At 47.2% G+C, this 13,575-nt stretch carries 10 protein-coding genes and 2 riboswitches; of the genes, 7 read left to right on the top strand and 3 right to left on the bottom strand.

Annotated features, from left to right (window positions below):
• Positions 1-8: 8 nt before the first annotated feature.
• From ASD40_RS18820 to gcvH, 3 genes are all read right to left on the bottom strand, one after another.
• Positions 9-365 carry a YmaF family protein gene (locus tag ASD40_RS18820; protein ID WP_057304704.1) on the bottom strand — a complete coding sequence of 119 codons (357 nt, stop codon included), beginning with the start codon at positions 363-365 and terminating at the stop codon, positions 9-11.
• 402 nt (positions 366-767) lie between these two features.
• Positions 768-1,361, bottom strand: a complete 594-nt coding sequence (locus ASD40_RS18815; protein WP_057304703.1) for a sulfite oxidase-like oxidoreductase — start codon at positions 1,359-1,361, stop codon at positions 768-770.
• Positions 1,362-1,386: 25 nt separating this feature from the next.
• Positions 1,387-1,776: a glycine cleavage system protein GcvH gene (gcvH, locus tag ASD40_RS18810; protein ID WP_057304702.1), complete on the bottom strand. Its 390-nt coding sequence runs from the start codon at positions 1,774-1,776 to the stop codon at positions 1,387-1,389.
• Positions 1,777-1,971: 195 nt separating this feature from the next.
• Positions 1,972-2,069: riboswitch (glycine riboswitch) on the top strand.
• A gap of 3 nt (positions 2,070-2,072) precedes the next feature.
• Positions 2,073-2,180, top strand: a riboswitch (glycine riboswitch).
• 104 nt (positions 2,181-2,284) lie between these two features.
• Between gcvH and gcvT the strand changes: the two genes are divergently transcribed.
• The 7 genes from gcvT (at position 2,285) to ASD40_RS18775 (ending at position 13,470) form a co-directional block, all read left to right on the top strand.
• Positions 2,285-3,379, top strand: coding sequence for a glycine cleavage system aminomethyltransferase GcvT (gene gcvT, locus ASD40_RS18805; protein ID WP_082562323.1), 1,095 nt, complete (start codon positions 2,285-2,287; stop codon positions 3,377-3,379).
• A gap of 34 nt (positions 3,380-3,413) precedes the next feature.
• Positions 3,414-4,769 carry an aminomethyl-transferring glycine dehydrogenase subunit GcvPA gene (gene gcvPA, locus ASD40_RS18800; protein WP_057304701.1) on the top strand — a complete coding sequence of 452 codons (1,356 nt, stop codon included), beginning with the start codon at positions 3,414-3,416 and terminating at the stop codon, positions 4,767-4,769.
• Positions 4,766-6,247, top strand: coding sequence for an aminomethyl-transferring glycine dehydrogenase subunit GcvPB (gene gcvPB / locus ASD40_RS18795; protein ID WP_057304700.1), 1,482 nt, complete (start codon positions 4,766-4,768; stop codon positions 6,245-6,247). Before gcvPA ends, gcvPB begins: the two co-directional genes overlap by 4 nt.
• Before the next feature lie 1,155 nt (positions 6,248-7,402).
• Entirely contained in the window at positions 7,403-9,640 is a 2,238-nt protein-coding gene (locus ASD40_RS18790; RefSeq protein ID WP_057304699.1) for a helix-turn-helix domain-containing protein, read from the top strand.
• Positions 9,641-9,893: 253 nt separating this feature from the next.
• A complete protein-coding gene (locus ASD40_RS18785; protein WP_057305089.1) occupies positions 9,894-10,835 on the top strand; it encodes an ABC transporter permease in 942 nt (313 codons plus the stop codon).
• An 18-nt stretch (positions 10,836-10,853) separates the two neighbouring features.
• Positions 10,854-11,729, top strand: coding sequence for a carbohydrate ABC transporter permease (locus tag ASD40_RS18780; RefSeq protein WP_057304698.1), 876 nt, complete (start codon positions 10,854-10,856; stop codon positions 11,727-11,729).
• A 67-nt stretch (positions 11,730-11,796) separates the two neighbouring features.
• On the top strand, positions 11,797-13,470 hold the full coding sequence (locus tag ASD40_RS18775) for an extracellular solute-binding protein (protein WP_057304697.1): 1,674 nt from the start codon (positions 11,797-11,799) through the stop codon (positions 13,468-13,470).
• Positions 13,471-13,575: the final 105 nt, after the last annotated feature.

Genomic DNA, 13,575 nt, shown 5'->3' with positions numbered 1-13,575 from the left:
ATTGTTCATTAAACAAGAGGCGCTTGAATCAATGTAGCAAAATTAAATTGGTGAACATGACCATCATTTAATGTAGTTTGGCCTGTAACAAAATGTACATGTTTGCCATTTCCGACTGAAATAGCCGGTCCAGTTCTAATCCTTTTCAGATTATGAAAATGATTTAAGAAATCAGTTTTCGTGAGATCAATTTCATGGACATGACTTGTTCCTACTCGAATCGCTTGCCCTGTAACACCAGCAAATCGATGGTTATGTCGATCAGAACCTTCTTCAGCTAGTTTTGTACTACCTTCAAATTCATGAACGTGCCTCTGTACTACTAAGTTTGTTTTTCTCTTTATTGTTAGCTTTTTCTTCTGCATCTGTTGCATGCCTCCTAATGATGTGATTTCATACATCCTATTACGGGAGACAGATATAAGTGCTGGGTAATAATTTATTTGTGGATTTCACCTTATTAAATAGATCATACAAGACTTCTTTCTCATGCAGTTAACAGCTATCTCTAATCGAAATCATACCTTTGCTCTCTAAAGGGATCGCCAACGCATCTCGCGCTGTTGACGTATATGAAAATAAAATAACCCCACTCAGGTTAGCGCCGTAGGGTAGGGGTTATTCATTTCCGGTATCTCACTCGGAGTGTCTCCACCCAAGTGTTGTGCAGGAGACGGACCGCGAATCCGTCTCTTTGTTATTTTTACTCTAACATATCCCAAACATACCCGCAAATTATTTTCGATCTATTCGATTTCTTTATTTCTTTAATCAAAATCATATCGCTCTTCGGCCCACGGGTTACCATACATATGATACCCATTCCGCTCCCAAAAGCCCGGCTTATCCTTCGGCATAAACTCGATGCCGCGCAGCCATTTCGCACTCTTCCAGAAGTAAAGATGCGGCACAACCATGCGAACAGGAGCCCCGTGGTCAGGTGTAAGCAGTTCGCCATTGTGCCTGATGCCCAGAAAAGACGTCTCACGGAGGAAGTCCTCGAGCGGAAGATTTGTCGTCCAGCCATGCTCCGCGTGCAGCATGACATGTGTGGCCTCAGGCTTCAGCTTCACTTTGCTCATAAGCTCAGAAACAGCAATGCCTTCCCACACATTGTCTAGCTTGGACCATGTGGTTACGCAGTGAATATCGTTTGCGAACTCTTTGCGTGGAAGAGCCATGAAGTCTTTGTATGAGATCTGAAACTCCTCCTCAACCAAGCCAAAGACACGCAGATTCCATTTGCTCATATCATTATAATAAGGCACAGACCCGTAATGAAGCACAGGCCAGCCTTGTGTCAGCGTTTGGCCAGGGGGAACACGGTCATTCGGCTCCTGTGGCTTTTGCCCAAATAACATGAGAAAACCTCCATCCTAAAAACTACTAGTCATTACCAATGTAAGATGCATATTCAGCTGGCGTAAGTAAGCCTTCCAAAGCTTCAGCACCTGTAACTTCGACTTCAACCATCCAACCCTCACTGAATGGCGCACTGTTTACCAACTCAGGTGAACCTTCCAGTGAACTATTTACTGCAGTTACTTTGCCCGAAACAGGTGAGAAAATATCCGAAACCGTTTTAACCGATTCCACACTGCCAATGCTTTCATTCGCGGTAACGGATGTTCCGACTTTAGGAAGCTCCACAAACACAATATCCCCCAATTGATCTTGGGCAAAATCAGTAATGCCTACGCGAACCACTGTATCCGACAGCTTCTCTACCCACTCGTGCTCTTTGGTGTATAACAAATTGGCTTGTACTTCACTCATCGTTTAACGCCTCGCTTACCAGCAAATTTTGCTTTTAGCTTAATCTAATGGGAACATCAAAGTCAAGGTGGTCGCAGTAAATTTTGCCAACACAGCCGGACTAAGGCGGCTAGTCTCACTTTTCAAAAGTTGCAGTTGACAATTCACACCAATTTGGGCACATAATAATACTATAAACTAATTAAATATTGGCGAATGATGGTATAGGGAGAGACCGCAAGGAAAGCTCGCGGCGCCGAAGGAGTAAGCCCTAGTGTGGTGAATCTCTCAGGCAAAAGGACCTGTATCGGACGCATCTCTGGAGAGCTTCGGATTTCCGCAAACAGCGGCAAAACGGACACCCAAGGGGAAACTTGACGGACATGAAGTTCGCGCAAGGTAACTCTCAGGTAAAAAGGACAGGGCAAAAGGTATGTTTGTGTTGCATACTTTTTGCTCTTTTTTGCATTTTCTGGCTTATATTTCGGGCAAAATAGTAATGTCAACAATCGAAGGTGAGGTTACGAGCATGCTAAAACGAACACCGCTCTTCCCGATTTATGCGGAGCATGGAGCGCGAGTCATTGATTTTGGAGGCTGGGAGCTGCCCGTGCAGTTCGCAGGTATTCAAAAAGAGCACGACGCCGTCAGACAGCAGGCCGGGCTTTTTGACGTGTCCCACATGGGGGAAGTCCGAGTAAGTGGAGAGGACGCCCTCCCTTTTCTGCAAAAAATAACAACAAATGATGTGTCCAAGCTGGAAGCAGGTCAATGCCAATATAGCCTTATGTGTTATCCGACTGGTGGCGTTGTAGACGATCTGCTCGTTTACAAACTTGGTGATAACAACTACATGCTGGTCATCAATGCATCCAATATCGATAAAGATGTGGAATGGATGCAGATGAACCTCACGGGTCGTGTGGAATTGACCAATGTCTCTGACGAAACGGCTATGCTAGCCCTCCAAGGTCCCCATGCGGAACAAATCCTTGCTAAAGTTACAGAAGCACCGATTCAATCCTTAAAATCGTTCCGCTTCCTTCAAGATGTGGAAGTATCGGGAATTCAGGCACTCGTTTCGCGCACAGGCTACACGGGGGAAGATGGATTTGAGCTGTATGTTGACAAAGATGATGCGATAAAGCTCTGGAATCTGCTGCTGAGTGCTGATCAAAATCTCAGTCTTGTACCAGTTGGCTTAGGCGCTCGCGATACGCTCCGTTTCGAAGCTCGTCTCCCCCTTTATGGGCAAGAGCTTTCCAAGGATATTACACCACTAGAGGCTGGACTTTCGTTTTTTGTGAAGCTGGATAAGGGAGATTTCATAGGCCGCGACGTGATCGCTGGTCAAAAGGCAAACGGTATACCTCGCAAGCTCGTAGGCATTGAAATGGTCGAACGCGGCATTCCCCGTCCGCATTATGCTGTTTTCAATATGGATGGGAAACAGATCGGTGAAGTCACAACAGGGACGCAATCTCCAACTTTCAAAACGAATGTGGGCTTGGCTTTAATCGATTCCGCTTACAGTGCGCTAGGTACGGAATTGAATGTGGAAATTAGAGGGGCTCAGGTCAAAGCAAAAGTCGTTGCCACCCCTTTTTATAAAAGAAAACCGTAAGCCATTCGTCTCAAGAGAGGAGCAAGCCGTCATCATGAAGCACCGCTATTTGCCTATTACGGAGCAGGATCAGAAAGAAATGCTGGAGACCATCGGCATCTCATCCATGGAGGAGATGTTTCAAGATATACCCCAGAAGGTTCGCTTTCAAGGCGAACTGAACGTATCGAAGGCGCTGGATGAGCAAGGACTTCTGCGCTATATGCGCGGTCTGGCGAGCCGCAACGCCGACTTTGACCGGTATGCCAGCTTCCTCGGCGCTGGCATCTACGATCATCACCTTCCGGTGGTGATCAATCATGTCATCTCGCGCTCAGAGTTCTACACAGCGTATACGCCCTACCAACCGGAAATCAGCCAAGGCGAGCTGCAGGCGATTTTCGAGTTTCAGTCGTACATCTGTGAGCTCACCGGCATGGCCGTAGCGAACGCCTCGATGTACGATGGCGCAACGGCGCTGGCCGAAGCCGGCGCCCTGGCTAGCGGAGCGACGAAGCGCAGCCGTCTGCTCGTCTCTCGCGCGGTGCACCCGGAGGCGCGTGCCATCCTGCGCACGACCGCCCGCGGGCTGAACTTGGAAGTGGTCGAGATCGGGCTTACGCCAGAGGGCGTGACCGACTTCGAGGACCTCACCTCCAAGCTTAGCGATGACGCGGCTGCGGTCATCCTCCAATCGCCGAATTTCTTCGGCTGCTTGGAGGATATCGGGACCGCTGAGCCCCTCGCGCACGGCGCGGGCGCACTGCTCGTCGTGAGCGCGAATCCGCTCACGCTCGGGCTGCTTGAGGCGCCGGGCAAGCTCGGCGCTGACATCGTCGTCGGCGACTGCCAGCCGCTCGGCATCCCAGCTGCGCTGGGCGGGCCGACGTGCGGCTACTTCGCCGTCGCCGAAAGCTGGATGCGCCGCATGCCTGGGCGCATCGTGGGCCAAACCGTTGACCGCGATGGCAAACGCGGCTTCGTCCTTACGCTCCAAGCGCGGGAGCAGCACATCCGACGTGAGAAAGCCACGTCGAATATCTGCTCCAACCAAGCGCTTCTCGCGCTTTGCGCATCCGTGTACTTGTCCACGATGGGCAAGCAGGGCATCCAAGACGTTGGCAAGCTCAACGTCCAGAAAGCCCATTACGCGGCAAACCGCTTAGCCGCATCTTCTAAATTCTCGCTGCCATTCGCAGGCAGCTTCTTCAATGAATTTGCCGTCAAACTGCCCGACGGCACGAACGTGCAGGAGCTGAACAGTAAGCTCCTGCAGCATAACATCATCGGCGGCTACGACCTCGGCCGCGACTACCCCGAGCTCGCCGGCCATATACTTATTGCCGTTACAGAGCAAAGAACGCGCGAAGATATCGATGCCTTCGCAGCTGCACTGGAGGAACTCGTATGAGCGAAAATAACGTGAACGTGAAATCAGACGCCAAAGCGCTTATCTTTGAAATGAGCCACCCAGGTCGTGTCGCCTATTCACTTCCTGATTCCGATGTGCCAGAAGTCAATTTGAACAATCTCCTGCCAGCCAAGTTTAGGCGTCAGACTGAACCCGACCTGCCAGAAGTGTATGAAGTAGACGTCATCCGTCACTATACGGCCCTTTCCCGTCGCAACTTCGGCATCGACAATGGCTTCTATCCACTTGGCTCGTGTACGATGAAATACAACCCAAAAATAAACGAAGATGTAGCCCGTTTCCCCGGCTTCGCCAAAATACATCCGTACCAACCGGAAGAATCGCTGCAAGGCGCAATGGAGCTGCTCTACAATCTCCAAAATGACCTTGAAGCGCTCACCGGTATGGACCGCGTAACCTTGCAGCCGGCGGCTGGCGCTCATGGTGAATGGACCGGACTTATGATGATCCGTTCCTACCACGAAAGCCGCGGCGAGAAGCGGACCAAAGTCATCTGTCCCGATTCCGCGCACGGCACTAACCCTGCCAGTGCGACTGTTGCAGGTTTCCAAACGATAACCATTAAATCGGGCGAGCGCGGCCTCGTGAATCTCGATGAGCTTCGCAAAGCCGTTGGTCCCGATACCGCGGCGTTAATGCTTACGAATCCGAACACACTCGGCTTGTTCGAAGAACAAATCGTCGAAATCGCCGAGATCGTACATGCAGCAGGCGGACTGCTTTACTATGACGGAGCTAATGCCAACGCCATTATGGGCATCACTCGCCCCGGCGACATGGGCTTCGACGTCGTGCATCTCAATCTGCACAAAACCATGAGTACTCCGCACGGCGGAGGCGGACCTGGAGCAGGCCCCGTTGGCGTCAAAGAAAAGCTGATCCCGTTCTTACCCACTCCACTCGTTGCGAAGCGCGAAGATGGCAGCTTTTATTTCGACTACAACTATCCGCAAACGATCGGTCGTGTCAAAAGCTTTTACGGCAACTTCGGCATCCTCGTCCGCGCGTACACCTATATTCGTACACTCGGTCCAGAAGGCTTACGCAAAGTATCCGAGTATGCCGTCTTGAATGCGAACTATATGCTGGCTAGATTGACACCCTACTTTGATGTGCCTCACCCTCGTTTCTGTAAGCACGAATTCGTGCTTTCCGGCAACCGCCAGAAGAAGCTCGGTGTACGCACACTTGACATTGCCAAAAGATTGCTTGATTTCGGCTACCACCCGCCAACAATCTACTTCCCGCTCAGCGTTGAAGAATGCATCATGATCGAGCCAACAGAAACCGAAAGCAAACAAACCTTAGACGAATTCATAGACACGATGATCGCCATCTCCAAAGAAGTCGAAGAAAACCCGGAGCTCGTCAAAAACGCTCCCTATACCACCGTCGTCAGCCGTATGGACGAAGCGCTCGCCGCCCGCAAGCCTGTCCTGAACTGTTCTTGCGGATAAATTAACCAAGATACAACAAACCCGCCATTCAAGCTGTTTCAGCTGAAGTGGCGGGTTTTATTTATCTTCCTATTTGCACTATCCCTTATACTCAGAAAGGAAGAGTAATTGGTTTAGCAGTGCTATATAATTGATGTATATAATTCGTTGTCGCCGTGGCGGGGCATTATCATATCTTTCTGGAATGGTTTTGGTTTACTTCAGTTCACATCAGGATAGTTCTATGTAGTTTGGATAGTTCTACGTAGATTAGTTAGTTCTATTTAGTTTGGTTAGTTCTATTTAATTTGATTAGTTCCGCACAGATGTAGGAATATCATTTTTATCCAGTTTATGATTCCATTGATTTCAATTAACTTTTTCTTGTCTCCTTTCTTCCCATTCAATCCTTTTCAAAAACCTTTTTCTGAGCAGTCTACAAAATTACCTCTTTAGCTTCTTTCGAACTTGAACCAAAGGGATAGTGCACAGAGAAACTCTATTAAGACTAAATCCCTTCACCCAGCTTTTCCTGAACCAAAGGGATAGTGCACAGAGAAACTCTCAATTAAGACTAACTCCCTTCACCAAGCTTATCCTGAACCAAAGGGATAGTGCATATAGAAACTCTCAATTAAGACTAACTCCCTTCACCAAGCTTTTCCTGAACCAAAGGGATAGTGCTCATAGAAACTCTCAATTAAGACTAACTCCCTTCACCAAGCTTTTCCTGAACCAAAGGGACAGTGCACATAGAAACTCTCAATTAAGACTAACTCTCTTCACCGAGCATATCCTGAACCAAAGGGATAGTGCACATAGAAACTCTGAATTAAGACTAACTCCCTTCACCAAGCTTTTCCTTAACCAAAGGGACAGTGCACATAGAAACTCTCAATTAAGACTAACTCTCTTCACCGAGCATATCCTGAACCAAAGGGATAGTGCACATAGAAACACTCAATTAAGACTAACTCCCTTCACCGAGCTTGTCCTGAACCAAGGGGATAATGCCTCAAGGTTAATTTTATAGCAATGCCAGTATCATGCGTATTCACTTATACAAGCATGATACCTGAATATTTTGCATATAACGTACGACAGTGAACAGTCGCAATAGGAATGCGGCGATACTGTTATTTCATAGCATTTGGAATAAGTTAGAGGAGCGTTTTTATGACAAAACCATGGTTTTATCGGCTTCTGTTTTCCTATTTGCCTGTATTTTTCATGATCACTTCTGTGCTCATTGTGCTTATTATTCTTTCGATCAGCCAACTGTCCAAAAAAGAAGCTGAAAATGCAAATAAAACGTATGCCTTGCATATCATGCAGTCGGTTGACTATGCCTTGAAGACGATAGACGAATATGTGATTAAGGAGCTGCAAACCAATAACCGAATTGACCAGTTTTTTGATAACAAATTTGAGGGAAATCCCTATTACTCCGCTTATGAAGTCACCGAATTGATTCGGGGGATGATGAATTACAACAAGTTTATTGATTCGGTTTATTTTTACCGTGTTTCTGATCAAATGGTCATTAGCCCAAACACGATGATAACGGCAGACCGTTTCGGCGATAAAATGTTCATAGAAGAGATGATGAAGAGCCCTTCTCAGTATCAGCTGACGAATCAGCGGGTCTTTAAAGAATTTGCTGAGATGGATCAGCGTAAAGTCGTCATTTCGTTAGTACGCAAAATTCCTCTGCTATCCGGGCAAAAGGGCATCGTCGTTGTCAACATCAGTATGGAATCTATTGTAAGAATGGTCGGAGATATGTCCAATTCAAAGATCAGCTTCATCGAAGTATACGACCCCGAAGGCAAACAGCTGATGGCATCCGGAAACGAAGATGGCGCAGCAGGATTTAAGAAAAGAGGGTCCGAGCTAACCCGAATCCATTCTAGCTATACGAATTGGGAATACCGAAGCGGCCTCAACGATGACTATTTATTTACATTCACCTCTGTATTCTCTTATGTATGGATCGGATTGGGACTAGTTATGGTTGTCCTTGGCGGGGTCTGGATGACCTATGTGACCCATCGCAATTATCGGCCAATTCAGTTAATTATGTCCCGTATCCATGCCTATTCCGAACTAAAATCGATGGGAGTCGAGGGCAAGAAACAAGACGAATTCCAGTATATTGATCGAGCCATCGGCAACCTCATGGAGTTATCCAGCCGCTATGAGAAGCAGCATGAGGAAGATATCGTATTCCGGCGGCGGCACTTTTTCAAAGAATGGCTGGAGGGCAGCCGGGCGGTCGATTATGCAGACTGGAAAGCCGAGATGAATCGGCTGCAATTGCCTTCCGGCTTCGGTCAGCTTGCTGCAGCGGTCATCGAGATGGATAAGTATATGGAAGTATGCAGAATGTTCTCTCAAAAGGATCAAGAGCTGCTGAAATTTGTACTAAGCCGTGTCGTTTATGAAACGGCTGAACCGCTTGGCCTTACTGTATGGGCGGAATGGACAGCTACACATAGGCTTAGTGTTGTGATATTTGCCGATGAGAATGCCAAAAACAGCGAGAAGCTCGCGGCCAATCTGTGCGAAAATGTTCGCTCCTGGGTCGAGCAGCATCTGCATTTCCGCATTACGCTTGGTGTCGGGCATGTGGTTGGACAAGTTCAAGAGCTAGTTCATTCCTACGAGGCTGCCGTCCATGTTCTTCGCTTTAAATCGACCTTAGGAACGAATCGTGTCCTCTATCATTGGGAATCCGAAGCGTCCTCGGAGAAGGAAATGTATAAGCATTTGCCCCTGGTCAAATCACTGGCTCAGTCATTTCGCTTGGGGGACAAGGGTTGGAAGCAAGCCTTGGAGCAAATTTTCACCGAATTAAAAGTCGGGTTATTCTCCTATGATGAGATCCGCAATCTCATGAATTATTTAATTTATCATTTACACCGGGAGATGATGGAGCTATCAGCCGAGCTGCAGGAGTTATGGCAAATCGCGCTGCCCCAGCTGAACGACGCCATTGAACAGTTCGATACAATCGAAGAATTATATGCAGCGTGGTTTCACATGTTAGAAGAAGTATCGCAACGGATGGCAGCTGTTCGTGAAGACAGAAGCACACATGCGGTCATGAACCAGATCCGCACCTACGTGGAGACCCATTATGCAGATCCGGAGTTGTCGCTTACTTCGCTAAGCGAGCAGTTTCAGCTTCATGCCTCGCATGTCAGCCGTGCATTCAAAGAAGAGTTTGGTGAAAAATTCGTCGATTATCTCGTTAAGATCCGGATGGAACAAGCGAAAAAGCTGCTCCAGAGCAGCCGTGACTCCGTCCAAGACATCGGGGGCATGGTTGGATACACGCATGCTATTTCGTTTATACGCGCTTTCAAGAAGTATACCGGCGTCACGCCAGGCGATTACCGAAAGCAAGAGTAATCATACCATTTTTCAAGAAAAGTATATTGTTAATTGTTGTTTATTCACCTCTGCATCAAATCCACTAAAGCCTTGTACAGCAAGGGGTTTCAAAAGAGTTTATTCGCTAATTCATGTATATTGTGAAGGATTGCACCTCTGAGTTACATTGATTCCATCGACGGCAAGGGAGCAAAAGATGGTTCAATTTTCACACTAAAGGAGGTGACACACGATGCCACATACACCGCTAGACAACATTCAATCAGCCCCCATGATTTCTACTCGAAGAATTGCCCAAACTACCGCCAAGTCGCTGCACCCCCGTCGTCGTTTCAAGCAAAATATGCCGCTGTTGATTATGTTTGTACCGGTTATTGCTTACTTTATTATCTTTCGATATTTTCCAATATTAGGGAATGTTATTGCCTTTAAGAACTATAACTTGATGGATGGCATATGGGGAAGTCCATGGGTTGGCCTAAAGCATTTCAAGGCACTTTTCACCCAACCCCAGACGCTGACTATCATCCGCAACACGGTCACATTGAGTTTATTAAGCATTGTCGCTGGATTTCCCTTTCCGATTATCATTGCCATCCTACTGAATGAAGTTCGCGCCATGCGGTTCAAAAAGGTTGTTCAAACGCTAATCTATGTTCCTCATTTTTTCTCATGGGTCATTGTCGGAGGCATTGTCGTTACGATATTTTCCCAGCAATCCGGTATCATTAACAAGCTGTTGGAGCTATGGACGGGTCACACTACTGCCTTCTTGTATCAGGAGCATAGTTGGATAGCCATCTTCCTCGAATCTGGAATTTGGAAGGAAGCTGGATGGGGAGCGATCATTTATCTGGCTGCTCTTACCTCGATCGATACGCACCTGTATGAAGCTGCCAGCATCGACGGTGCGTCCAAATGGAAGCAGATCTGGCATGTCACGCTGCCAGGTATTCGCAGCACAATAATTCTCATGCTGATTCTGAGTATGGGTACTGTCATGGAAGTGGGGTTTGACCATGTGTACACGCTCCAAAATGCAGCCGTTTCGGATGTCTCGAATGTCATCAGCACCTATATCTTTATCGTGGGTGTTCAAGGAGGACAGTTCAGTTTAACTACGGCGGTCGGGTTGTTTGAATCTCTGGTCGGCTTCTTCTTCGTCGTCCTTGCGAATCAGCTTGCCCGTAAATTCGATCAAGGACTGTGGTAAGAAAGGAGCCTCCCCATCATGAAACCAACATGGGATGAGAAAATCTTTTACACGATCAATTATATATTCCTTAGCCTTGCAGCTCTAAGCTGCGTTCTTCCCTTGATGCATATCGTATCCCTATCCTTGAGCAGCTATCAGGCAATTGTATCGGGACATGTAACCCTATGGCCGCAAGGCTGGACTGTAGAAGCGTACAAAGCCTTATATGTTGGCACGAATATGGTCAAAGCCTTTCGCAATAGTGTCGTGATTACTGTTGTCGGCGTTGTGATAAGCATGTGGTTTACGATCATGGCGGCTTATCCGTTAGCCAAGAAATTTTTCTATGCGCGTCGCTTTTTTACACTGGCTATCGTATTTACCATGCTGTTCGGAACACCGTTAATTCCTCTGTTTCTGATCGTGAAAAGTCTCGGCTTACTGGATACTTACGGTGCCATATGGATGCCGGGACTGATCAGCGCGTTCAATATGCTTGTGCTTCGGACCTTCTTTATGAATGTGCCTGAAGAGCTTGAAGAGGCAGCACGCATGGATGGCTGTGGAGAATGGAGACTTCTCACCCGGATTATTCTTCCGTTATCCCTGCCAGTACTGGCTACGTTGACTTTATTCTATGGCGTCGGGTATTGGAATTCATTCTTACACGTACTTATGTTTATCAATGACAGCACACGAATGAATTTGGCGGTTATGATTCAACAGATGGTCGCCAGCCAATCGATTCTTCAAGAGCTTAATTCCGTGAGACCGGATGATTTGCAGCAAATGACACCAGAATCCATCAAAGCGGCCGGAGTAATCGTACTCATTGTGCCTATGCTGATCGTCTATCCTTTTTTGCAGAAGTATTTTGTTAAAGGGGTCATGATCGGCGCGATTAAAGGATAAGACGAAGGACAACACAACCTAACTTAAGCTGTTTTAGGAAACGAATGATCTAAGGGGGGGTATATCCATGTTTATATTACGTATGGGTCATAAGAAAGCTCTACTGTCTACACTAGCTTGTATCGCGGTATTGGCAGGCTGCTCCACAGCCAAAGTCAATGATCCAGGGACATCGTCAAGCCCGAATACGACCCCAGCAGTCGAACCGGCTAAAAGAGGTGCCATTAACGTTTCCGTCTATGATCGGGGCAATATTCCTCCGGAGGAAGGCAACTGGGATAAAAACCGTTGGGTGGATTGGATCAACAAGAACGGTCCTGTCGATGTTAAATATACACCCGTTCCCCGCTGGGAATCGTTCCCGAAATTTAATGCCTTGCTTGCCTCGGGAAGCGCACCGGATTTGATTCTGGAGTATGATGCCAACTACAGGAACAGCTGGTATTCGCAGAAGCTGCTGATGCCGATCGATGAGATGATTGACAAATACAGCACAAACTACAAGCAAATTCTAGAGAAATACCCGCTGCTGCGCAAGATTGGAACGAAGGAAGACGGCAAATTGTATGAAATCGGACGTTTAAATGTTGTGGCCCCGCATCATCGTCTCTTAATCCGTGAGGATTGGCTCCAGAAGCTGAACCTGCAGGTTCCGACGACAACCGATGAATTGTACAACGTAGCCAAAGCGTTCGTGAACCAGGATCCGGACGGTAATGGTAAAAAGGATACGTTCGGTATCAACCTGAGCGGTGTCGGCTTCTCCGTGATCAGCCACATCTTCGGTCGTTCGATCGATTGGGCCGAGCAAAACGGTACATTTGTACATGATTGGGAACGTCTCCAGGCATCCGTAGAATTCCAGAAGCGTTTGTTTGACGACGGTTTAGTCGATAAAGATTTTCTCACAGATAAAAACGGACAAAAGGGCATTCAAGATTTTATGAATGGAAAATTAGGGATTTTCGCGATCGACAGTGCATGGTTTACCATTTCGAACTATGAAACTTTGAAGAAGAACAACCCTACGGCTAAGGTCATTCCGATGGCTTTACCGAAAAGCCAATTCGGGCAGTTCAGCCCGATTATTAGTACACCTGTGCAAATGGTCGGTGTCGTTAATGCCAAAGCGAAGGATCCGAAAGCGATTATGCAATATATTGACTGGATGGTGGATCCCCAAAATGCAAGCCTGTTGAAAAACGGTATTGAGGGTACACATTCGCAAAAAGGTTCAAATGGCTGTTTGCAGCCTATCGACACAGAGAAAAACAAGAAAGAACTGTACACCGATGATCTGAATATGATGAGATCCGATTTGCTGCTGGGCAAATGTGCGGAAGTGTATCTGGTGAACCTGCGTCCAGAAGTGCCAACCCAGAAAGAACTGCTCGACATCAACCTCAAATCCAAAGAAATCTATATTAATAAAGATCGTCCTATTCCTTCGCTTGGTTATGACTTCTTACCGGTACTGCCTGATGATCTGCAAGCGATTGTCAAAAGCACAAGCAAATCCAACAACATCGATAAAGGCGATATTTGGTTGAAAGCTCTGGTAGGTGGCACTGGCTACACCGCACAGCAAGCTGTGAAGGATGCTAAGGATGTATGGGAAAAAGCAGGCGGCAAACAAGTCGATGATTATTACGCCAAATGGTATGAGAACAACAAATCCAAGGTATTTAGTATTGATGATCTGTACAAATTCGCTGAACAGTCTCAGAAAGAGTTGAAATAGAACGAAGGAGGAGCGGCGCTTCAATGTTAGATGGATCGGAGCGCCGTCTACACATGACGTGGACCCCGGATAGGATTAGGGAATCCTATTGATAATCTCTTAACC

Origin of the sequence: Paenibacillus sp. Root444D2 (genome assembly GCF_001426375.1) — a bacterium.
Classification (GTDB): Bacteria; Bacillota; Bacilli; order Paenibacillales; family NBRC-103111; genus Paenibacillus_E.
Note: the sequence above shows the minus strand (reverse complement) of the source record. Positions and strands in the feature narration are given on the sequence as shown.

Bases quoted from the DNA above. Each gene is read 5' to 3' on its own strand.
- ASD40_RS18820 (WP_057304704.1), bottom strand. From the start codon at position 365: ATGCAGAAGAAAAAGCTAACAATAAAGAGAAAAACAAACTTAGTAGTA.
- ASD40_RS18815 (WP_057304703.1), bottom strand. From the start codon at position 1,361: ATGTTATTTGGGCAAAAGCCACAGGAGCCGAATGACCGTGTTCCCCCT.
- gcvH (WP_057304702.1), bottom strand. From the start codon at position 1,776: ATGAGTGAAGTACAAGCCAATTTGTTATACACCAAAGAGCACGAGTGG.
- gcvT (WP_082562323.1), top strand. From the start codon at position 2,285: ATGCTAAAACGAACACCGCTCTTCCCGATTTATGCGGAGCATGGAGCG.
- gcvPA (WP_057304701.1), top strand. From the start codon at position 3,414: ATGAAGCACCGCTATTTGCCTATTACGGAGCAGGATCAGAAAGAAATG.
- gcvPB (WP_057304700.1), top strand. From the start codon at position 4,766: ATGAGCGAAAATAACGTGAACGTGAAATCAGACGCCAAAGCGCTTATC.
- ASD40_RS18790 (WP_057304699.1), top strand. From the start codon at position 7,403: ATGACAAAACCATGGTTTTATCGGCTTCTGTTTTCCTATTTGCCTGTA.
- ASD40_RS18785 (WP_057305089.1), top strand. From the start codon at position 9,894: ATGATTTCTACTCGAAGAATTGCCCAAACTACCGCCAAGTCGCTGCAC.
- ASD40_RS18780 (WP_057304698.1), top strand. From the start codon at position 10,854: ATGAAACCAACATGGGATGAGAAAATCTTTTACACGATCAATTATATA.
- ASD40_RS18775 (WP_057304697.1), top strand. From the start codon at position 11,797: ATGTTTATATTACGTATGGGTCATAAGAAAGCTCTACTGTCTACACTA.